We start from the raw sequence: 21,271 nt of genomic DNA, 5'->3' as shown, positions 1-21,271 counted from the left end.
GGCGGTGTGTCGTGCAGACCGGCTTCTGACACAATGGCACCCATCATGGTTGAGCCACTGCCCCTCGTCTTCGACGCCCCCCGGCGGGGTCTTCCCCCTCGTCACTTCGCCGATCTCGACGCCGCGGGCCGGGCCGAGGCGATGGGTGAACTCGGGGTCCCCGCGTTCCGGGGCAAGCAGCTCGCCAACCAGTACTTCGGTCGCCTCGAGGCGGACCCGGGTGCAATGACGGATCTGCCGGCCGGTCTGCGCGAGCAGATCGGTTCGGAGTTGTTCCCGCGCCTGGCCTCCTCGGTCCGGCACATCGCGGCCGACGGGGGCACCACGCGCAAGACCCTGTGGAAACTCCACGACGGGTCGCTGGTCGAGAGCGTCCTCATGCGTTATCCCGACCGCGCCACGCTGTGTATCTCGAGCCAGGCCGGGTGTGGAATGGCGTGCCCGTTCTGTGCGACCGGGCAGGCCGGGCTCCAGCGCAATCTCTCGGCCGCCGAGATTCTCGAACAGGTCCGGGAAGCGGCCCGGGCCATGCGGGACGGTGAGGTCCCCGGGGGGCCGGGCCGACTGTCCAACGTGGTGTTCATGGGAATGGGGGAGCCGCTGGCCAACTACAAGCGGGTTCTCACCGCGGTCCGGGGGATCGTCTCCCCGCCACCGTCGGGGTTCGGACTGTCCCAGCGGTCGGTGACGGTGTCGACCGTGGGGGTGGTGCCCGCCATCCACCGGCTCGCGGAGGAGGGGCTGCACGTCACCCTGGCGGTGTCCCTGCACACTCCCGACGACGAACTGCGCGACACCCTGGTCCCCGTCAACAACAGGTGGCCCGTCAGCGAGGTCATGGACGCCGCGCGGCACTACGCCGACGCCACGGGTCGTCGCGTGTCGATCGAGTACGCGCTGATCCGCGACGTCAACGACCAGACCTGGCGCGGGGAGATGTTGGGTCGACTGCTCACCCAGCGGCTCGGGCCCATGGCTCATGTGAACCTGATCCCGCTCAACCCGACACCGGGCAGTGAGTGGGACGCCAGCCCGAAGCACCAACAGGACGCATTCGTGGCGGCGGTTCGGCAATCCGGGGTGTCCTGCACCGTCAGGGACACCCGGGGTCAGGAGATCGCGGCCGCCTGTGGCCAACTCGCCGCCGAAGGGTGAGGCCCGGGGGGTGAGGCCGGGGGTCAGGCTCGCGAGGTGAGCGCCGGGGGTGAGGCTCGAAGGGATGAGGCCGGTCGCCCCGGACCACGGACGAGGCCGCCGCCCGCGAGATTCGCGGGCGGCGGCCTCGTCCGTGCAGGGGCTCTCAGCGCTTGGCGGGAGCGGTCCCGACCGCGCCGGACGCCGCGGCACCGACCACCGAGTAGTGATCGGCGGGCACCTCGTACACCCTGGCCTTCTTCAGGCTGTCATCCTTCTTCGGGCGCAGCGAGTGGAACATCCAGGCGGCGAGGAACAGGGCGATGGCGACCACCCAGATGTCCTCGACCCGGCCGATGTGGTTGCCGAAGAGCATGGCCAGGAGGAACAGCACGAAGAAGCCGCCCACGGCGAGGCCGACCTTCCTGCTGTGCTGGTGCCAGCCCCATTCAACGGAGGGCTCGTCCAGCGAGCTGATGCCCCCCACGACGATTTCCTTGCTGGTGTGGTGCCCGTCCGCGCTCATGCTCCCCGGTTCTCCTCACGGCTCGCTGGCGGCCCCGCGGGCCGCCGACATCGCGTCCAGTCTGGCACACGCCCGGTGAGGGACTGTGGGTAACCCGCCCGCATCGGGGCCGGGCGTGACCACGCGATGCGGCGCCGGGCGCTCCGGACGTGGACAATGACGAGGTGACCACGCGCGTTCTCATCCTCGGAAGCACCGGTTCGATCGGTACCCAGGCACTGGAGGTGACCTCCGGGGCCGGCCCCGGCCGGTTCGACGTGGTGGGCCTGGCCGCGGGCGGCGGGCGGATCGGGCTGCTCGGCGACCAGATCGCCGCCACGGGCGCCGGACACGTCGCCGTCTCCGATCCCGCCGGAGCCGCGCGTATCCGGGCGGAGTTTCCGGAGGTGACCGTGTTCGAGGGGCCGGGGGCCGCGACCGAGTTGGTCGGGGCAGTGGAGGCGGACGTCGTGCTCAACGGCATCGACGGCTCGATCGGCCTCGGCCCCACACTCGCGGCGCTGGGGACCGGCGCCCGTCTGGCGTTGGCGAACAAGGAGTCCCTCGTCGCCGGCGGCGCGCTGGTGACCGGCGCCGCCGCGCCGGGGCAGCTGGTGCCCGTGGACTCGGAGCACTCGGCCATGGCGCAGTGCCTGCGCTCGGGCACGGCGGACGAGGTCGCGGGACTGGTGCTCACCGCGTCCGGAGGCCCGTTCCGGGGCAGGACGCGCGCGCAGCTCGCGGACGTCACCGCGGAGCAGGCGCTGCAGCACCCCACCTGGGCGATGGGGCGGATGATCACGCTCAACTCGGCCACCCTGGTCAACAAGGCTCTCGAGCTCATCGAGGCGCATCTGCTGTTCGGGGTGCCCTACGACAAGATCGAGGTGACCGTCCACCCGCAGTCGGTGGTGCATTCGGCCGTGACCTTCGTCGACGGTGCCACGATCGCCAAGGCCTCTCCTCCCTCGATGAAGTTGCCCATCGCGCTGTCCCTCGGGTGGCCGGACCGGATCCCCGGGGCCACGACCCCCCTGGATTTCTCCGCCTCACACACCTGGACGTTCGAGCCCGTGGACGAGCAGACGTTCCCGGCGATCTCCGTGGCCCGCGCGGCGGGATCGGCGGGGGGCCTGCGGACGGCGGTGTTCAACGCCGCCAACGAGGAGGCCGCGCCGGCCTTCCTCGACGGCCGGATCGGCTTCACCGAGATCGTCGACGTGGTGGCGGAGACGGTCGGGGCGGCGGACGAGTGGTCATCCGATCCCCGGGATCTGGACGACGTGACGGCGGCGGAATCCTGGGCGCGGCGGCACGCCGCCGCCCTCGTCGCGGGTCGGGAGGGCTGAGCCGTGATGGTCCTCGGGATCGTGCTCTTCGCACTAGGGATCATGGTGTCGATCGTGCTCCACGAGTACGGGCACATGAGGGTGGCGCAGTGGTCGGGCATGAAGGTCCGTCGATTCTTCGTCGGTTTCGGGCCGACGCTGTGGTCCGTGCGCCGTGGCGGGATCGAGTACGGCCTCAAGGCGGTCCCGCTGGGCGGGTTCTGCGACATCGCCGGGATGACCGCGTACGACGAACTCGCGCCGGAGGACGAACCGAAGGCCATGTGGCGTCAGGCCTGGTGGAAGCGTGTGGCGGTCCTGCTGGCCGGCCCCGTCATGAACATCGTCCTGGCGATCGCGCTCTTCTACACGGTGGCCCTGGGGTGGGGTCTGGTCAACAGGGACGTCCAGCCGATCCCGACCGACCGGGTCGCTGCGGTGGTGGGCGACACCTGCGCGGCGGCGGATCGGTGCGGGGTCGGGGTCGGCCCCGCGGGTGAGGCGGGGATCCTGCCCGGCGACCGGATCACATCCGTGGACGGGCAGCCCGTGAACAGTTGGTCCGACCTGTCCGAGGTGGTCTCCGCGCGTCCCGGCCAGACCGTGCCGGTGACGGTGGACAGGGCGGGGGACACACTGACGACGACGGCGAGCCTGACCTCGTCCTCCGAGGGAGGGCAGGCGAGGGGGGCACTGGGAGTCCGGCTGTCCGAGGACGGGATCCCGCGGGAGATCCTCGACGACCCCGCCTATCAGTCGGTCCACACCTACGATGCGCTCGGAGCCATCCCGGCGACCTTCGTCTTCACCGGGGAGATGATCGAGGCCACGATCGACGGGCTCATCTCGTTCCCGTCCAAGATCCCGGCGGTGGCGGCGTCGATCTTCGGTGCCGAGCGGGCCGAGGACTCGCCCGTCTCGGTCGTCGGCGCGAGCCACATCGGCGGCCAGGCGGCAGAACAGGGTGCCTGGTGGCTCTTCCTGCTCTTCCTCGCCGGGCTGAACCTGTTCCTCGGGGCGTTCAACCTCGTCCCGCTCACCCCGTTCGACGGTGGGCACATCGCGGTGGTGTTCTACGAGAAGATCCGGGACGCACTGAGACGACTCCGCGGTCTGGCGCCGGGCGGGCCGGCCGACTACGAGAAGCTCGCGCCGCTGACGATCGGCGTGTTCGTGCTGCTGATCGGCGTGTCCGCCATCGTCATCACGGCGGACTTCGTCAACCCCATACTGCTGACGGGATGAGCGCGCGGACTCCTGCCCTCGCCCCCGCGCCCCGGAACGCGGATAATGGCGGACGCCGATCAGCGAGCACCCGGCTGGCAACCCTACGGAAGGCCCTGTTGTGAACGACTCCTCCTCCATCCCCGTCGGTCTGGGCATGCCAGACGGTCCGCCGCCGGTCCTCGCACCGCGCCGCAGGACGCGTCAACTGGCCGTGGGCCCGGTCGGTGTGGGCAGCGATCATCCGGTGTCGGTCCAGTCCATGACCACCACCAAGACCCACGACGTCAACGCCACGCTCCAACAGATCGCCGAGCTCACGGCGTCGGGCTGTGACATCGTGCGCGTGGCCTGTCCCCGCCAGGAGGACGCCGACGCCCTGTCGACGATCGCCCGCAAATCGCCGATCCCCGTCATCGCGGACATCCATTTCCAGCCCAAGTACATCTTCGCCGCGATCGACGCGGGGTGCGCGGCGGTGCGGGTCAACCCGGGAAACATCAAGGAGTTCGACGGGCGGGTCGCGGAGGTCGCGAAGGCGGCCGGTGCGGCCGGTATCCCCATCCGGATCGGGGTGAACGCGGGGTCCCTCGACCCACGACTGCTCGCCAAGTACGGCAAGGCCACCCCGGAGGCGCTCGTGGAATCCGCGCTGTGGGAGGCGTCCCTCTTCGAGGAGCACGGGTTCGGGGACATCAAGATCTCGGTCAAGCACAACGATCCCGTGATCATGGTGGAGGCCTACCGTCAGCTCGCGTCGAAGAGCGACTACCCGCTCCACCTCGGGGTCACCGAGGCCGGGCCCGCGTTCCAGGGCACCATCAAGTCCGCGGTCGCGTTCGGGGCCCTGCTGTCGGAGGGGATCGGCGACACCATCCGGGTCTCCCTCTCCGCGCCGCCGGTCGAGGAGATCAAGGTCGGCTCGCAGATCCTGCAGTCCCTGAACCTGCGTCCCCGCAAGCTCGAGATCGTCTCGTGCCCGTCGTGCGGGCGTGCCCAGGTGGACGTCTACAAGCTCGCCGACGAGGTCACCGCGGGTCTCGAAGGCATGACCGTCCCGCTGCGGGTCGCGGTCATGGGGTGCGTGGTCAACGGGCCTGGTGAGGCGCGTGAGGCGGATCTGGGTGTGGCCTCGGGTAACGGGAAGGGCCAGATCTTCGTCAAGGGCGAGGTCATCAAGACCGTCCCGGAGGCGATGATCGTCGAGACGCTCATCGAGGAGGCCATGCGGATCGCGGAGGAGATGGGCGAACCCGTCGGGGAGGCCGCCGTCGGCCAGGGCCCCCAGGTCAAGGTCACGCGATAGGCCATGACCGACACGGCCGCGCCTGCGGCAGCGACCGACGGATGCCGCGGGGTGGGGCCCGGAGAGGCCCGGGCACTCCTCGCTGTCCTCGAGTCCGACCCGCTGGTGTCGTGTCCCGCTGCGGAGAAGTTCGCCACCTCCGGTGCGGTCCCCGGGCCGGAGGGCAGGTTCCTCACCCTGGGTGGCCCCGAGAGGTCGTTGGTGTTCGTGGGGAGCTCGGTCCTGCCCCTGCGCGGTGACGCGCACGATCACCGCGCGCTCGGAGTCGCCGTGGCGGGCCTGGGTGTCGGTCCGATGTCCGTCCACGGGCGGAGGGAACAGGTCTCCGCACTGTGGGACGCTCTCGGCGCCTGCTGGGGTCCCCACCGGGAGTATCGGGACTCGCAGCACCTCATGTCCCTGCGCCGCCCGGTGGACCGGGCCCTCGTCCTCGGCGGTGTCCGGGCCGCGACCCTGGTCGAGTTCGAATCGGTCCTCGCCGCCGCTGCGGCGATGTACCGCGAGGAGCTGGGCTCCGATCCGTTCGCGGTGGGTTCCGGGATCCCGTTCCGGCGTCGGGTCGCGCGTTCCCTGGCCAGGGGCAGGACATGGATCGGGGTCGACGACGGTGAGGTGTTCTTCAAGGCCGACGTCGCCGCGGTCTCGTCGTGGTCGGCGCAGATCCAGGGGGTCTGGGTCCGACCCGAGCGGAGGGGGGCAGGGCTCGGAACCGGTGGCATCGCCGCGGTGTGTTCCGCCCTCCAGGCCCGCCGGTTGACTCCGTCGCTCGTGGTCAACGGATCCAACACCGCCGCCCGAGCGACCTACCGCCGGGTCGGGATGACCGACGCCGTCGACTACGCGACCGTCCTGCTGTGACCTCCCGGACCGGTCCGGTCGCGCGAGCGGCCCTATCCTGGAGACCATGACGACCCCCACCCGCCATCCCCTCGTCCCCGGTGACCCCACCCCGATCCGGACGGTGCCCGAGTCGATCCCACGGCCGGAGTACGTCTGGCGCGACCGCGTCGACGAGGCCAACGGTGAGCCGTGGGTGCAGACCCCCGAGGTGATCGAGTCGATGCGCACCGCGTGCACCATAGCGGCCGACGCCCTCGCCGTGGCCGGGCGAGCTGTGGCGCCCGGCGTCACGACCGACGAGATCGACCGGATCGCCCACGAGTACATGTGCGATCACGGCGCCTACCCGTCGACCCTGGGGTACAAGGGCTTCCCCAAGTCCAGCTGCGTCTCCCTCAACGAGGTGATCTGCCACGGCATCCCCGACACCACGGTGATCATGGACGGTGACATCGTCAACATCGACGTCACCGCCTTCATCGACGGGGTGCACGGTGACACCAACGCCACGTTCCTGGCCGGCGACGTCTCGGAGGAGAACAGGCTGCTGGTCGAACGGACCCGGGAGGCCATGGACCGGGGGATCAGGGCCATCCGGCCCGGCCGGGAGGTCAACGTGATCGGGCGCGTCATCGAGTCCTACGCACGACGGTTCGACTACACGGTCGTCCGGGAGTTCACCGGGCACGGCGTGGGGCCCACGTTCCACAACGGCCTCGTGGTGCTCCACTACGACGACCCGTCGCGGACCGAGGTCCTCGAGCCCGGTATGACCCTGACCGTCGAGCCGATGATCTCCCTGGGTGGTCCGGGGTTCGACGTCTGGGACGACGACTGGACCGTCACCACGGCGGACAAGGCGTGGACCGCCCAGTTCGAACACACCGTGCTGGTCACTCAGGACGGCGTCGAGGTGTTGACGCTACCGAGCGGGAGCTGACCCCGCGTGGTCGGCGCGGTGGCCCCGACGTCGGCTCAGAAGCCCCGGTCCGGGAAGTCCAGACCCAACAGGGCGTTCTCGACCACCTCGGCCATCGCGGGGTGGATCCAGTACTGACGACGCGCGAGTTCGGGAACGGTGATCTCGAACTCCATGGCCTGGATGAGGATCTGGATGAGGGACGGCGCGTGGGCGCCCATGATGTGGGCGCCCAGGAGTAGTCCGGTCGCCCGGTCGGCGATGAGCTTGCAGCATCCGACCGAGTCCTCCATGGCCCAGCCGTACGCCACGTCGCCGTAGTCCTGGACCTTCACCGTGATGTCGAATCCCGCCTCCCGGGCCTCGACTTCCGTCAGACCCACCGAGGCGATCTGGGGCCAGGTGAACACCGCCCATGGCACGTGTCGGTGGTTCACGGGATGGAGGTCGTCCGGGTGCCGCAGGTTGTGCCCGACCACCCGCTGCTCGTGATTGGCCACGTGCTTGAGCTGGTACGGCGAGCTCACGTCCCCGAAGGCCCACACGCCGTCGGCCGTGGTACGGCCGTACTCGTCGACGCGGACCCGCTCGATGTCCATCTCCACCCCGGCCGCCTCGAGTCCCAGGAGATCGCCGTTCGGGATCCGGCCGGTCGCCACCAGGAGTGCGTCGCCGGAACAGGTCGACCCGTCCTCGAAGGTGACCTCGACGCCGCGCCGGTCCGCGCCGGTCGCGGTCATCGTGGTGATCTGCTGCCCGAGCCGGACGTCCCACCTCAGTCGGGCCTGGTCGGTGAACCGCTCCGCCAGTTCCCGGTCCACGTGCTTGAGCAGGACGTCCGACCGGCCGATCACGGTCACCTCGACACCGAGAGCCGAGAACACGTGGGCGAACTCACAGGCGATGAAGCCGGAGCCCTGGATCACCATCGACCTGGGGAGCTCGGGGATCCTCATGACATCGTCGCTGGTGTAGTAGGCGACGCCGGCGTCGGTGACGATCCGGGGGATCAGGGGTCGGGCCCCCGCGGCGATCACGACGGAGTCGGCCGTGATGATCTCCCCGGTCCCCGTGTCGATGGTGCGCGGACCCACGAACCTCGCGTGACCGTCGTACACCGTGACGTTGTCGCACCGGTTCCGTCGGTAGTCCTCACCGCTCGAGGCGATGGGGTCGATCCGACGATCGAACACCCGCGAGACGATGTCGGGCCACCGGACACCGTCAAGGGTGGAGTCGATCCCGTACGTGCTCGAGTGGGTGATCGAGACGGCGGTGTCCGCGGCGTAGACGAACATCTTCGTGGGGATACAGCCCACGTTGAGACACGTCCCGCCGAAGGTTCCCTTCTCGCAGATCGCCACGGACTTGTCCGCGAACGACTCGTCGATCAGCGAGTTCCCGCTTCCGGTACCGATCACGACGAGGTCGAAGTGACGGGAGGGGGTCTGGGTCATTGTCGTCAGGACTCCTTGGTGTGGGGTGCGAGGATCTGGTCCAACCAGTCGCCGAGGTGTCGGAAGACCACCTCGAGCACGTCCGCGCGGGAGAGGAACACGTCGTGTCGGGCGCCGTCGACGGGGATGTCCGTGACCCGGTCCGAGACACGGTCGGCGAACCGCTCCATCGACCGCACGTCCAGGATCAGGTCGGTGTCGACGTCGGGCGCCCCGTCCCCGCGGTGGGTGCCCACGGAGGAGGCCGTGGACCGCAGCAGGAGGACGGGCAGAGGGAGGTCGACCCCCGCCTGCAGGCGCTTCTGCGCGCGGCGGACGGCCGCGAGCCAGCCGGCCCGGACCCCCACCCCGCCCGGGGGTTTGAGCTCGGTGTCGAAGTGGAAGTCCCCGTCATGATCGATGTGGGTGCTCACCACGTACCGGTCCGAGGTCTTCAGCGGGAGCCGGTAGTAGGGCCTGGCGGAACCGAGGGCACGGATGACCGGGTCCACCAGCCGGCGCGCGCGGTCGGGCAGGTCGAGCTGGAACCAGGGAGAGTTCAGGACCAGCCCGACGACGGGATCCAGTGCGCCCCTGTCGCGGCGGCGGGCGAGCCACAACGGCACCACGAGCCCTCCGGTCGAGTGCGCGGCCACGAGGACAGGCAGACCCGGGTGGTCGGCGGTGATCACGTCGAGCGACCGGTCGAGTTCCTCGTCGTATCTCTCCAGGTCGGTGATGAAGTGCGGCGTCAGTCCGTCCCGCCTGGAGCGGCCGCACTTGCGCAGGTCCACCCCGTAGGTGGCGAGCCCCCGATCGGCGAGGAACTCGGCGAGATGGGTGTGGAAGAAGTAGTCGGACAGTCCGTGGACCACCAGCAGCGCCGCGACCGGCTGATCCGGTGAGTCCTCGTGCCGGACCAGGGTGGCGGAGATGGGTCCCTCACCGTCCGGATCGGTCCCGAGTGGCAGCTCGAGACGACGGTAGGACGGCCCCAGCAGGTCCGGGATCCACCGCGCATCGGATCCGGTGGGGGCGACGGCATCGGGGGAGGGCGGAGACACGACGACCACCCTAGTCCGGTGTGCCGAGGGGGAGGTCCGGTGAGTAGTCTTGGGACCCGGTGGACGCGGGGTCCCAGGACGGGCCCGTGACGTGTCCGATTCGGGTCCACGACCAAATAGCGAGGGTAGCCGGTGACTTCAGACCAGGTGGCAAAGCACGGAACGACTGATGTGGCGCTCATCGGCGCGGGCACCATGAGCGCGACGCTCGGTGCTCTCCTGCGTCGCCTCCAGCCCGACTGGCAGATCGAGATCTTCGAGCGCCTCGAGGGCCCCGCGCTGGAGTCGTCCGATGCGTGGAACAACGCCGGGACCGGCCACTCCGCGCTCTGCGAACTCAACTACTCGCCCAAGACCGCCGACGGCGACGTGGACATCACCAAGGCCGTGAGCGTCAACGAGAAGTTCCAGGTCTCCCGGCAGTTCTGGTCCTATGCCGTGGAGAACACGATCCTCGGTGACCCGACGGAGTGGATCCGCCCGGTCCCGCACATGAGTTTCGTCTCCGGCGAGGCCGGCCAGGCGTACCTGCAGAAGCGGTACGACAGGCTCGCGGGTCACCCCCTGTTCCCCGGGATGGGCCACACCACCGACTTCGGGGAGCTCGAGCGTCGTGTTCCCCTCATGGCCCGGGGCCGCTCCCCGGAGCAGCCCTTCGCCCTCAGCTACTTCGACAACGGCACCGATGTGAACTTCGGTGCTCTCACCCGTCAGTTCGTGAAGTACCTGACCAGGACCGGCACCGAGGTCCACTACCAGAACCAGGTCAAGGACCTCGAGCGCAACACCGACGGGACCTGGCGGCTGACCGTTGCCAACCGCCACACCGGGGACGAGCGCACGGTGGACGCGAAGTTCGTCTTCGTGGGAGCGGGCGGCGGGGCCCTGCACCTCCTGCAGAAGTCGGGTATCCCGGAGATCAAGGGCATCGGCGGGTTCCCCGTCGGAGGCCAGTGGCTCCGCTGCACCAATCCCGACCTCATCGACCAGCACCAGGCCAAGGTCTACAGCCAGGCGTCGGTCGGTGCGCCACCGATGTCGGTGCCGCACCTCGACACCCGTGTCATCGACGGCAAGAAGGGGCTGCTCTTCGGCCCGTTCGCCGGATGGACCCCGAAGTTCCTCAAGATGGGCAGTTTCCTGGACCTGCCCTCGAGCGTCCGGCCGGGGAACCTGTTGCCCATGGCCAACATCGGCCTCACCGAGATGGGCCTGGTCAAGTACCTCATCACCGAGCTGGCCAAGAACCACGGCGCGCGTGTCGACGCACTCCGCGATTTCGTGCCGTCCGCGCAGGACGGGGAGTGGGAGAAGGTCGTCGCCGGGCAACGCGTCCAGGTGATCAAGCCCAACGGTCGCGGTGGCACGCTCGAGTTCGGGACCGCGGTGGTCAACGCGGCCGACGGGTCGATCGCCGGTCTGCTGGGTGCTTCCCCCGGTGCCTCGACCGCGGTCGACGCGATGGTCGATGTGCTCCGCCGCTGTTTCCCGAGCCGGTTCGCCGACTGGAAGCCCGCGCTCGAGGAGATGATCCCGTCCCTCGGGCGCGACCTGGCCGCCGAACCGGGTCTGTTCGCCGAGCAGTTCGAGCGGTCGACCCGCACACTCAAGCTCGACCAGAAGGTCTGAGCGCGGGCCGGACCCGCCACGAACGACCCCGCCATCCCCCGGTCGCCGCGTCACCGCGGCCGGGGGATGGCCTGTTCGGGGCCCCGGGGGCGGGGCGGTCCCGGCCACCGGTGGCGGATAGGATCGGCGGCATGATCCGGCCCGTGAACCCGTACCCTGTCGGCCTGGACCTCGAAGGCCGCCGGGTCGTGGTGATCGGCGGTGGATCGGTGGCCCAGCGGCGGATTCCCGTGCTCCTGGACTCCGGTGCCGTCGTCCACCTGGTGAGTCCTGAGATCACACCCACGCTGCAGGGGCTGGTCGACTCCGGGCGGATCCGCTGGGAGGCCCGCGAGTTCCGCTCGGGCGACCTCGACGGCGCCTGGTACGTGGTGGCGGCCACCAAGGACTCGCTGGTCAACGCGAGAGTCGCGGCGGAGGCGGAGCAGGACCGCACCTTCTGCGTGCGGGCGGACGCCGTCCACTCCGGCACCGCGGTGACGCCTGCGGTCGTCCGCCGCGACGAGATGCTGGTCGCGGTGCTCACCGGCGACCGGGCACGTACCGCAGAGGCCCGCGACCTCGTGGCCCGCGCACTGGACGGCGCGAGCGCCGGAGCACCGGACGCCGAGGAGGAGCTGCGGGGCACCGTCGCGCTGGTCGGCGGTGGCCCGGGAGCGGACGACCTCATGACGCTGCGGGGCAGGAATCTGCTCTCGCGCGCCGACGTCGTGGTGGCCGACCGGCTCGCGCCCCAGCGTCCGCTGGGGGAGCTGCGTCCGACCGTGGAGATCGTCGACGCGGCGAAGATCCCGTACGGCAGGTCCATGGCCCAGGACGCCATCAACCAGGTACTCGTGGACCGGGCGCGGGAGGGCAAGTTCGTCGTCCGGCTCAAGGGCGGTGACCCGTTCCTCTACGGGCGGGGATACGAGGAGGCACAGGCCTGCGCGGAGGCCGGGATCCCCTGCAGTGTCGTCCCCGGGGTGTCGAGCGCGCTTAGCGTCCCCGCCCTGGCAGGGATCCCCGTGAGCAACCGCGGCATGACCCATGAGGTCACCATCGTCTCGGGTCATCTGCCGCCGGGCCACCCGGGCTCTCTGATCGACTGGGAGGCCCTGGCACGGATGCGGGGGACGCTGGTCATCCTCATGGGGGTCAAGAACTCCCCGGCCATCGCGGAGTCGCTCATGACCGGTGGGCGGTCGGCGGACACACCCGCCGCGATCATCGTGGACGGGAGCCTGGACGGCCAGTTGGCGCACCGGTGCACCCTCGGGACCATGGCGGACACCCTGTCCGGCCATGACGTACGGCCACCGGCGATCGTGGTGGTCGGTGCGGTCGCCGGGCTCCCGCAGGTGCTGACCCGGGCCTGAGGCGGCTCTCAGGGGCGGGTCACCATCGTCAGGGTGGTGGCCGAGTCGTGCTCGAGCGTGTGTCCGGCCCGCCTGGCCACCCGCAGCAGCGCCGGGATGTCCGTCATCTCCGCGCGTGAGGTCGCGAGCGATCTGGCGAGGAGCCCCTTGTGGTGCTTGGAGAAGTGGGAGACCACCTTGCGGGTGCCGTCCGGGTACTGGGTGACGACGTCGACCGTGACGGCGCCCGGAACCGGTCCCAACTGCCGGTAACCCCCTGACCGGAGATCGATCACGAGGTCGTCCGCCCACTGCGAGGTGGCGGCGGTGAGTGCGGGCTTCCACACGGAGCGGAGCGTGCCGAGTCCGGGTAGTCGGGTCCCCGCCGAGAGTCGGTAGTGGGGGATGGGGTCGGCGGCGGCGAGCAGTCCGAACAGCGCCGACCCGATCCACAGCCGCGATTCGGCGCGCGACCGGGTGGCGCGGGTGAAGGAGGACTGGTCCAGCGCGTCGTAGAGCACCCCGGTGTACCGGCTGAGCGCGGGCGCGGTGGGTGAGGACCACAGGTGCGCGTCGTGGGTCACCTCGGCGGCGAGCGAGTCGCCCAGGCCGAGGGCGGTTCGTGCGCCGTCCGGATCGTCGGCGCACATCGCGACCAGGGCTCCGGCCACCGATCGCCGGGTGTCGGTGAGCGCGGGGAGCGACAGCGACGCCAGGTCCAGGGGGGCGCCCGACCCGCCGACGGACTTGGTCTCGGAGGGCGAGAGGAGGATGCGCACGCGGCCGAGGCTACCGTCGCGCCGGAGGCGGGTCCCCGGGCGGCTAGGCTTGACCACCGTGATCACGCGTCTGTCCCACCTGTTCCTGCGCACGCTCCGCGACGACCCGGCCGATGCCGAGGTCCTGAGCCACAAGCTGCTGGTCCGTGCCGGCTACATCCGGCGCGTCGCGCCCGGCGTGTACTCCTGGCTGCCCCTCGGTCTGCGCACCCTCCGGCGGATCGAGCAGGTCGTGCGAGAGGAGATGGACGCCTCCGGCGCCCAGGAGATCAGCCTGCCCGCGCTCCTGCCCCGCGAGCCCTACGAGACGACGGGGCGGTGGACCGAGTACGGGCCGGCGCTGTTCCGTCTCAAGGACCGCAAGGGCAACGACATGCTTCTCGGCCCCACCCACGAGGAGTTGTTCACGCTCACGGTCCAGGGTGAGTACTCCTCGTACAAGGACCTGCCCGTCACCCTGTACCAGATCCAGTCCAAGTACCGGGACGAGGAGCGACCCCGCGCGGGAATCCTCCGGGGGCGTGAGTTCACCATGAAGGACTCGTACTCCTTCGACCTGGACGACGCCGGTCTCGAGCGCTCGTACCAGGTGCACCGGGAGGCCTACCAGCGCATCTTCGACCGCCTGGGAATCGAGTACGTGATCTGCGCCGCCACCTCGGGGGCGATGGGCGGTTCGGCGTCCGAGGAGTTCCTCGCGATCTCCCCGGCGGGTGAGGACACCTTCGTCAGGTCGACCGACGGGCGTTACGCGGCCAACGTCGAGGCGGTCGTGACCCCGGTTCCGCCCTCCCGCCCGCTCGAGGGACTGCCTGCCGCCGTCGTCCACGACACCCCCGGGACGCCGACCATCGCGACGCTGGTCGACTGGGCCAACGGAGCGGGACTCGGCCGCGAGGTGACCGCGGCGGACACCCTCAAGAACGTGATGCTCAAGGTCCGTGCCCCGGGCGGGGACTGGGAACTGCTGGGCGTGGGCCTGCCCGGGGACCGCGAGGTCGACATGAAGCGCCTCGAGGCGGTCCTCGAGCCCGCCGAGGTCGCGGTGCTCGACGACGCCGACTTCACCGCCAACCCGTTCCTCGTCAAGGGGTACATCGGTCCCGGGGCCCTGGCCGCCCACGAGGTCCGGTACCTGGTGGACCCCAGGGTGGTCGAGGGGACCGCGTGGATCACCGGGGCGGACGAGCCCGGCAGGCACGTCGTGGACCTGGTCTGCGGCCGCGACTTCACCCCCGACGGAACGATCGAGGCCGCGGAGGTCAGGGAGGGTGACGAGGCCCCCGACGGCCACGGCACGCTCACCCTCGAACGGGGGATCGAGATCGGCCACATCTTCCAGCTCGGTCGCAAGTACACCGACGCCTTCGGATTCGACGTCCTCGGGGAGAACGGCAAGCCCGCTCGGGTGACGATGGGCTCCTACGGCATCGGGGTGTCCCGGCTGGTGGCCGTGCTGGCCGAGCAGTACGCGGACGAGAAGGGTCTGGTGTGGCCGCAGGCCGCCGCGCCGGCAGACGTCCACGTGGTGATCGCCAACAAGGACGAGGCGGCGATCAGCGGGGCCGCGACGCTCGTGGAGGCGTTCGACCGGGCCCGCCTCGAGGTGATCCTCGACGACCGCAAGGCCTCGCCGGGAGTGAAGTTCAAGGACGCCGAGCTGATCGGTGTCCCGTGGGTGGTCGTGGTGGGCCGTGGCTGGTCGGAGGGGACCGTCGAGCTCCGGGAACGCGCGACGGGCGAGATCACCCAGGTCCCGGTGGACGGCGCCGCCGAGGAGATCGTCCGCACGATCGGGGCCGGGCGCTAGCCGGTCAGGCCTGGGGAGGGAAGCCGGGTAGCGCCTCGAACGGGGCGCCCGGGACCAGCGTCCGCCACCGCTGGAGCTGGATCGACGCGGCCGTGAGGGAGTCGAGACAGAACCTCCGGACCTCCGGCGACCGCGCGGTGCCGATCTCCGTCCGCCACGCCACGCAGCAATCGGACTCGAGACGGATGGCGAGGAGCACTGGCGAGGTCGGGGTGTCGGGGGTCGTCAGATAGCCGACCGGGGCGGCGGGGGCCCCGGGCCAGAGTTCCTCCGCAGCGTCCCGCCGGGCGCGGTGGGCGGCGAGTTCACGCAGGACCGCGGCGCGGATAGAGCTGTCGGCAGCGGCCAGGACGAGGCCGTAACCGTAGACGGCGGCGTCCTCGGCCGCCAGGCCGGCTGGAGTCGTCATGCCAGCACCACCTCGACCGCGGTCGTGCAGGCGGCGGAGACCGAGGCCGCGAGTTCGGATCGGTATCCGCGCGAGTCCACGGCGACCTCGCGGGCACGACGCGCGTCCTCGCGTAGACGCTCCCGGACCTCCCCGATGGGGGGACAGACCGCGGGGACCCCGTCCCCGGGGCCGGGTGCGTCCGCCGTGTCGGTGGGCTCCGCCTCGGAGGCCCCGATCTCGGCAGAGAGCCGCTCGGCATGAATGCGGCGGGCATCGGCGATCCCGCGGAGCCGGGGGGCGTCGTCACCGTGGGAGGCGTCCGCCGCGGCGAGCTCCCGGGCGTCCCGGGCGGCGGCCGCGGCCAGTGCCAGCAGGGGATCCGGTTCGTCGTCGACCGGGGGCAGGGCGCACCCTCCGGCGAGCGCCAACCCGGTGGCGACCGCGGTCACGGCGACGAACCGTCGGCGCGACACGGGGGCGGTGAAGGAATCGGGCACCCCGACATCCTGCCAGGGCCCGTCGGTAGCCGGTCCCGGGGGCGGTACAGTGATCCGGCCCGTCCGCAACCCGGATCGGCACCCACCAGCCGCGACGCCAGGAGCACAGTGATCGTCCCCGAGCCCGACAGGGCGCACATCCGCAGAGCGGTCGTCGACCGCGGACTCGAACTCGAGGAGATCCGGGAGGACTCCCGGGCGGCCGACTGGCACGTCACCGTCGTCGTGGACGGCGACTCCGGTGTGACCCTGGACGATCTCGCGAGCCTGTCGACCGATCTCGATGCCGTCGCCGAGCAGTGGGGGGCACCCGACCAGGCGGTGACGTTCGAGGTGACGAGCCGCGGCGTGGACGCCCCTCTGGAGGCTCCCCGGCACTGGAGACGGGCTCGCGGACGCCAGGTCGACCTGACCTACGTCGAGGGGGTCGGCGGTCCGGCCCGTGGGCGGATCGGTGACCTCGACGAGGAGAACGGGACCGTACGGCTGGTCTCGAGGTCGGGTCGTGGGATGCGTGTGGACTCGGTACCGTTGGACGGCGTGGCACGCGCTGTGATCCGGGTCGAGTTCCGTCCCGCTCCGGAGGACGAACTCGCCCTCCTGTCGGAGCCCGCGAACCCCGGACGTGGCGGGCGAGAAGGAGAAGACAGTTGAACATCGACATGGCGGCGCTGAACATGTTGTCCCAGGAGCGGGAGATCCCGTTGGACGACCTGGTGCGGACCCTCGAGAACGCCCTGCTCACCGCGTACAAGCGCACCGAGGATGCGCACCGAGTCGCGAGGATCCAACTCGACCGGAAGGCCGGGACCGTCACCGTGATGGCCGCCGAGGTCGACGAGGAGGGGAACCGGATCGGCGAGTTCGACGCCACGCCCTCCGATTTCGGCCGGGTGGCGGCGGCGACGGCCCGGCAGATCATCCTCCAACGCCTGCGGGAAGCGGAGACCGAGCGGATCTACGGCGACCTCGTGGCCCGCGAGGGCGAGGTGGTCAGCGGGGTCATCCAGTCGGACTCACGCGCGAACGCCCGAGGGATCGTCGTCGTGCACATCGGACCCGAGAACGGAGGGACCGAGGGCACCATCGCTCCGGCCGAACAGGTCCCCGGCGAGACCTACGAGCACGGTGCGCGCATCAAGTGCCACGTGGTGGGGGTCCACAAGGGTCCGCACGGTGCCTCGGTCTCGCTGTCCCGTACCCACCCCGACCTCGTCCGTGGCCTGTTCGCCCTGGAGGTCCCCGAGATCGGCGACGGTTCGGTCCGGATCTCGGCGATCGCGCGCGAGGCCGGCCACCGGACCAAGATCGCGGTGGAGACCACCGTGTCGGGCCTCAACGCCAAGGGCGCGTGCATCGGGCCCAACGGCGCCCGCGTACGGGCGGTGATGTCGGAACTGAACGGCGAGAAGATCGACATCGTGGACTTCGACGAGGACCCGACGGTCTTCGTCGGCAACGCGCTGTCGCCTGCCAAGGTGATCTCCGTGACCGTGGCGGACGCCGAGACCAGGGCGGCGCGGGTCGTGGTCCCCGATTATCAGCTCTCACTCGCGATCGGCAAGGAGGGGCAGAACGCCCGCCTGGCCCATCGCCTGACACAGTGGCGGATCGACATCCACAGCGACGCGGAGTGACCTCCGGCGCGTGCGCGGTCCACGCGGTCGGGCGCGCCGTTAGTCTCGAGGGTCGACGACCTGTAGACTCATCTGATGTCACAGTGACTTCACGTTCACCCACTCGCGTGGGGGTGCGGTGAGAAACCGAGGCGGCCTCATGCAGGTGCGACACGACCAGCAGCAGGGCGCGGCCGAGGTGCGGGGTCCGGTTCGGACCTGCGTCGGCTGTCGCCGCCGGGATTCAGATTCCCGGCTCCTGCGGATCGTCCTCGATCCACGGGCGGCAGCCCTCTCGCCGGACCCCGCCCGGCGAGCGGTCGGACGGGGAGCCTGGGTGCACCGTGACCAGCGGTGCATCGCGACAGCACTCGACCGCAAGGCCTTCACGAGGTCACTGCGGGTCACCGGGAACGTGTCCCACGACGCGATCTCGGAGGTGCTCGAGACGCTATCGTCGTGAGCACGAGACCACCCGTCGGCCGCATGGGCCGATCGGGGGAGCACATGAGAAGGAACGGACCAGACACGATGAGCACACCGTGAAGCTCCAGCGATGAACGTCCATCGAATGTAGACCGAGGTCGCGCGGCCAGCCCTGCCGTGGAGACCTCGCAGTGAGGAGAGCAGTGGCAGGCAAGCCCCGTGTACACGAACTGGCAAAAGAGTTCGGTATCACCAGTAAAGAACTTCTGACGAAACTCCGCGATCAGGGGGAGTTCGTCAAATCCGCGTCCTCGACCCTCGAGGCGCCGGTCGTCCGTCGCCTCCGCGAGTCGCACGCACCGGCGGGCGGTGGATCCGACGCCGCGGCCTCGACGCCCGGCACGGGTGGGTCGACGGCACCCAAGCCCGGCGGGACCTCCAAGCCCTCGCCGGGTCCCCGTCCGGGTGCGGATCCCCGCAAGGCCGCTCCCAAACCCGCAGCGGACCGGCCCACCCCCGGTGCCAGGCCCGCCGCCCCGGCTCCCACGCCCGCGGCGGACCGGCCCACCCCCGGTGCCAGGCCTGCGGCCCCGGTGCCCGGACCCGCGCCCGAGCGCCCGGCACCGAGTGCCCCCGAGGCGCCGGCTGCCTCGCGTCCGGCACCCGGGCCGCGTCCGGCCGGGCCGAAGCCGGGGCCCAAGGCCCCGCGCGTCGGCAACAACCCCTTCTCGAGCGGCACCACTCCGGCGCCGCGTCCGCAGGGCGGCGCCCGGCCGACCCCCGGCCAGGGTGGTCCCCGTCCGGGCGGCCAGCGACCGGCTCCGGGTCAGGGCGGTCCCCGTCCGGCTCCGGGTCAGGGCGGTCCCCGTCCGGCGCAGCGTCCGGGCGCGGCGGGCCCGGGCGGTCCGCGTCCCAGCCCCGGCCAGATGCCCGGGCAGGTCGCACGTCCCGCCGCCGGTCGCGGTAGGCCGGGTGGCCCGGGCGGACGACCGGGTGGCGGTGGCTTCCGCCCCGGTGGCGGCGGTGCCGGTGCCCCGGCGGCGGGAGGCGGCGGTTTCCGCGGTCGCCCCGGCGGTGGCGGAGGCAACCGTGGCCGCAGTGGTGCGGCGGGTGCGTTCGGTCGTCCCGGTGGCGCTCCGCGCCGGGGCCGCAAGTCCAAGCGTCAGAAGCGTCAGGAATATGACTCGATGCGGGCCCCCGAGGTCGGCGGCGTCCGGCTCCCCGACGGTCGTGGGCAGGTCCTGCGGCTGGCGCAGGGTGCGTCGCTGAGCGACTTCGCGGACAAGATCGATGTCAACCCGTCGCAGCTGGTCCAGGCGTTGTTCAATCTGGGTGAGATGGTCACCGCCACGCAGTCCGTCACTCCGGAGACCCTGCAGCTCCTCGGCGAGGAGATGGGTTTCAAGGTCCAGGTCGTCAGTCCTGAGGACGAGGACCGCGAACTGCTCGACTCGTTCGATCTGTCGTTCGGTGAGGACGAGGGCGGCGAGGACGATCTCGAGATCCGTCCCGCGGTCGTCACCGTCATGGGACACGTCGACCACGGCAAGACCCGGTTGCTCGACAGCATCCGGTCGGCGAAGGTCGGCGAGGGCGAGGCCGGTGGGATCACCCAGCACATCGGCGCGTACCAGGTCACCGTTCCGGTCGACGACGTCGACCGGACGATCACCTTCATCGACACCCCGGGTCACGAGGCGTTCACCGCCATGCGCGCCCGCGGCGCCAAGTCGACGGACATCGCGATCATCGTGGTCGCGGCGGACGACGGTGTGATGCCGCAGACGGTCGAGGCGATCAACCACGCGCAAGCGGCCGACGTGCCGATCGTCGTGGCGGTCAACAAGATCGACAAGGAGGGCGCGCAGCCTGACAAGATCCGCGGCCAGATGACCGAGTACGGGCTCGTGCCGGAGGAGTACGGCGGCGACACGATGTTCGTCGACATCTCGGCGAAGCAGGGACTCAACATCGATTCGCTGCTCGAGGCCGTCGTCCTCACCGCGGACGCGTCCCTCGACCTGCGCGCCAACCCGGACATGGACGCGCAGGGTGTGGCCATCGAGGCGCACCTCGACCGCGGACGCGGCCCGGTCGCGACGGTGCTCATCCAGCGCGGAACGCTCAGGGTCGGTGACTCGATCGTCGCGGGCGACGCGTACGGGCGGGTCCGCCGCATGGTCGACGAGCACGGGGAGGACGTCGAGGAGGCGACCCCCTCACGTCCGGTCCAGGTGATCGGTCTGACCAGCGTGTGTGGAGCGGGTGACACCCTCATGGTGGTCGACGAGGACCGCACCGCCCGGCAGATCGCCGACAAGCGGAACGCGCGCAAGCGCAACGCGCTCGCCGCTCGGTCCCGCCGCCGGATCAGCCTGGAGGACCTGGACTCGCATCTCAAGGAGACGAGCCAGCTCAACCTCATCATCAAGGGCGACAACTCCGGTACGGTCGAGGCCCTCGAAGAGGCCCTCATGGGAATCGAGATCGACGACGAGGTGCAGTTGCGGGTCATCGACCGCGGTGTCGGTGCGGTCACCGAGACCAACGTCAACCTGGCTGCCGCATCCGACGCCGTCATCATCGGGTTCAACGTCCGCGCGGAGGGCAAGTCGACCGAGTTGGCCAACCGCGAGGGCGTCGACATCCGGTACTACTCGATCATCTACCAGGCGATCGACGAGATCGAGAGCGCGCTCAAGGGCATGCTCAAGCCGATCTACGAGGAGAAGAAGCTCGGCCAGGCGGAGATCCGCCAGCTGTTCCGCTCCTCCAAGCTCGGCAACATCGCGGGCTGCATGGTCCTCGACGGGATCATCCGCCGCAACGCCAAGGCCCGCCTCATCCGCGACGGCAAGGTCGTCGTCGAGGAGATGAGCGTGTCCTCGCTGCGCCGCGAGAAGGACGACGTGACCGAGGTCCGGGAGGGCTTCGAGTGTGGCCTCACCGTGACGTACTCCGACATCAAGATCGGCGACGTCATCGAGACCTACGAGCTCGTCGAGAAGCCGCGCGACTGACGTCGACGGC

The 21,271-nt window shown here is 70.5% G+C and carries 19 protein-coding genes; 13 read left to right on the top strand and 6 right to left on the bottom strand.

Annotated features, from left to right (window positions below; all coding sequences use genetic code 11):
- Nucleotides 1-45 precede the first annotated feature (45 nt).
- Nucleotides 46-1,155: a 23S rRNA (adenine(2503)-C(2))-methyltransferase RlmN gene (gene rlmN, locus CT688_RS09035; RefSeq protein WP_107758108.1), complete on the top strand. Its 1,110-nt coding sequence runs from the start codon at nucleotides 46-48 to the stop codon at nucleotides 1,153-1,155.
- A gap of 145 nt (nucleotides 1,156-1,300) precedes the next feature.
- Here rlmN and CT688_RS09030 read toward each other — a convergent pair whose 3' ends face one another.
- Nucleotides 1,301-1,660: a DUF2631 domain-containing protein gene (locus CT688_RS09030; protein ID WP_107756629.1), complete on the bottom strand. Its 360-nt coding sequence runs from the start codon at nucleotides 1,658-1,660 to the stop codon at nucleotides 1,301-1,303.
- A 164-nt stretch (nucleotides 1,661-1,824) separates the two neighbouring features.
- Here CT688_RS09030 and dxr point away from each other — a divergent pair, with 164 nt between their 5' ends.
- The 5 genes from dxr to map all read left to right on the top strand — a co-directional run bounded on the left by dxr (nucleotide 1,825) and on the right by map (nucleotide 7,277).
- On the top strand, nucleotides 1,825-2,988 hold the full coding sequence (gene dxr, locus CT688_RS09025; protein ID WP_231750269.1) for a 1-deoxy-D-xylulose-5-phosphate reductoisomerase: 1,164 nt from the start codon (nucleotides 1,825-1,827) through the stop codon (nucleotides 2,986-2,988).
- Between the two features lie 6 nt (nucleotides 2,989-2,994).
- A complete protein-coding gene (locus CT688_RS09020; RefSeq protein WP_107756627.1) occupies nucleotides 2,995-4,212 on the top strand; it encodes an RIP metalloprotease in 1,218 nt (405 codons plus the stop codon).
- 136 nt (nucleotides 4,213-4,348) lie between these two features.
- Nucleotides 4,349-5,497, top strand: coding sequence for a flavodoxin-dependent (E)-4-hydroxy-3-methylbut-2-enyl-diphosphate synthase (gene ispG, locus CT688_RS09015; RefSeq protein ID WP_182612891.1), 1,149 nt, complete (start codon nucleotides 4,349-4,351; stop codon nucleotides 5,495-5,497).
- A 3-nt stretch (nucleotides 5,498-5,500) separates the two neighbouring features.
- A complete protein-coding gene (locus CT688_RS09010) occupies nucleotides 5,501-6,355 on the top strand; it encodes a GNAT family N-acetyltransferase (RefSeq protein ID WP_107756625.1) in 855 nt (284 codons plus the stop codon).
- Nucleotides 6,356-6,401: 46 nt separating this feature from the next.
- A complete protein-coding gene (gene map / locus CT688_RS09005; RefSeq protein ID WP_107756624.1) occupies nucleotides 6,402-7,277 on the top strand; it encodes a type I methionyl aminopeptidase in 876 nt (291 codons plus the stop codon).
- Nucleotides 7,278-7,312: 35 nt separating this feature from the next.
- Here map and mtr read toward each other — a convergent pair whose 3' ends face one another.
- A complete protein-coding gene (mtr, locus tag CT688_RS09000) occupies nucleotides 7,313-8,713 on the bottom strand; it encodes a mycothione reductase (protein WP_107756623.1) in 1,401 nt (466 codons plus the stop codon).
- Nucleotides 8,714-8,718: 5 nt separating this feature from the next.
- A complete protein-coding gene (locus tag CT688_RS08995; protein WP_231750268.1) occupies nucleotides 8,719-9,756 on the bottom strand; it encodes an alpha/beta hydrolase in 1,038 nt (345 codons plus the stop codon).
- 132 nt (nucleotides 9,757-9,888) lie between these two features.
- Between CT688_RS08995 and mqo the strand changes: the two genes are divergently transcribed.
- A complete protein-coding gene (mqo, locus tag CT688_RS08990; protein WP_107756621.1) occupies nucleotides 9,889-11,385 on the top strand; it encodes a malate dehydrogenase (quinone) in 1,497 nt (498 codons plus the stop codon).
- A gap of 131 nt (nucleotides 11,386-11,516) precedes the next feature.
- Nucleotides 11,517-12,743 (top strand): uroporphyrinogen-III C-methyltransferase, encoded by a 1,227-nt coding sequence (gene cobA, locus CT688_RS08985; RefSeq protein ID WP_107756620.1) that lies wholly within the window; start codon nucleotides 11,517-11,519, stop codon nucleotides 12,741-12,743.
- 8 nt (nucleotides 12,744-12,751) lie between these two features.
- Here the strand turns inward: cobA and CT688_RS08980 are convergent, their stop codons facing one another.
- Nucleotides 12,752-13,501 carry a YaaA family protein gene (locus CT688_RS08980; protein ID WP_107756619.1) on the bottom strand — a complete coding sequence of 250 codons (750 nt, stop codon included), beginning with the start codon at nucleotides 13,499-13,501 and terminating at the stop codon, nucleotides 12,752-12,754.
- Nucleotides 13,502-13,559: 58 nt separating this feature from the next.
- Between CT688_RS08980 and CT688_RS08975 the strand changes: the two genes are divergently transcribed.
- Complete coding sequence (locus CT688_RS08975; protein WP_107758107.1) at nucleotides 13,560-15,311, top strand: proline--tRNA ligase; 1,752 nt, start codon at nucleotides 13,560-13,562, stop codon at nucleotides 15,309-15,311.
- A 4-nt stretch (nucleotides 15,312-15,315) separates the two neighbouring features.
- Here CT688_RS08975 and CT688_RS08970 read toward each other — a convergent pair whose 3' ends face one another.
- Together CT688_RS08970 and CT688_RS08965 are read right to left on the bottom strand one after the other, a co-directional pair.
- Entirely contained in the window at nucleotides 15,316-15,720 is a 405-nt protein-coding gene (locus tag CT688_RS08970) for a DUF4439 domain-containing protein (protein WP_107756618.1), read from the bottom strand.
- Nucleotides 15,717-16,199, bottom strand: a complete 483-nt coding sequence (locus CT688_RS08965) for a hypothetical protein (RefSeq protein ID WP_107756617.1) — start codon at nucleotides 16,197-16,199, stop codon at nucleotides 15,717-15,719. Before CT688_RS08965 ends, CT688_RS08970 begins: the two co-directional genes overlap by 4 nt.
- Before the next feature lie 108 nt (nucleotides 16,200-16,307).
- On the opposite strand from CT688_RS08965, the gene rimP reads away from it, so the two are divergent.
- The 4 genes from rimP to infB all read left to right on the top strand — a co-directional run bounded on the left by rimP (nucleotide 16,308) and on the right by infB (nucleotide 21,261).
- Entirely contained in the window at nucleotides 16,308-16,853 is a 546-nt protein-coding gene (gene rimP / locus CT688_RS08960; RefSeq protein WP_107756616.1) for a ribosome maturation factor RimP, read from the top strand.
- Nucleotides 16,850-17,836, top strand: coding sequence for a transcription termination factor NusA (gene nusA / locus CT688_RS08955; protein ID WP_107756615.1), 987 nt, complete (start codon nucleotides 16,850-16,852; stop codon nucleotides 17,834-17,836). The genes rimP and nusA overlap by 4 nt, the downstream gene beginning before the upstream one ends.
- A 139-nt stretch (nucleotides 17,837-17,975) precedes the next feature.
- Nucleotides 17,976-18,278 carry a YlxR family protein gene (locus tag CT688_RS08950; protein ID WP_107756614.1) on the top strand — a complete coding sequence of 101 codons (303 nt, stop codon included), beginning with the start codon at nucleotides 17,976-17,978 and terminating at the stop codon, nucleotides 18,276-18,278.
- 166 nt (nucleotides 18,279-18,444) lie between these two features.
- The gene (gene infB, locus CT688_RS08945) at nucleotides 18,445-21,261 is read left to right on the top strand and encodes a translation initiation factor IF-2 (protein WP_107756613.1); all 2,817 of its coding nucleotides are present in this window, start codon (nucleotides 18,445-18,447) and stop codon (nucleotides 21,259-21,261) included.
- The last annotated feature ends 10 nt before the right edge of the window (nucleotides 21,262-21,271 follow it).

The organism is Dietzia sp. JS16-p6b, assembly GCF_003052165.1.
In the GTDB taxonomy this organism is placed as follows: Bacteria; Actinomycetota; Actinomycetes; order Mycobacteriales; family Mycobacteriaceae; genus Dietzia.
Note: the sequence above shows the minus strand (reverse complement) of the source record. Positions and strands in the feature narration are given on the sequence as shown.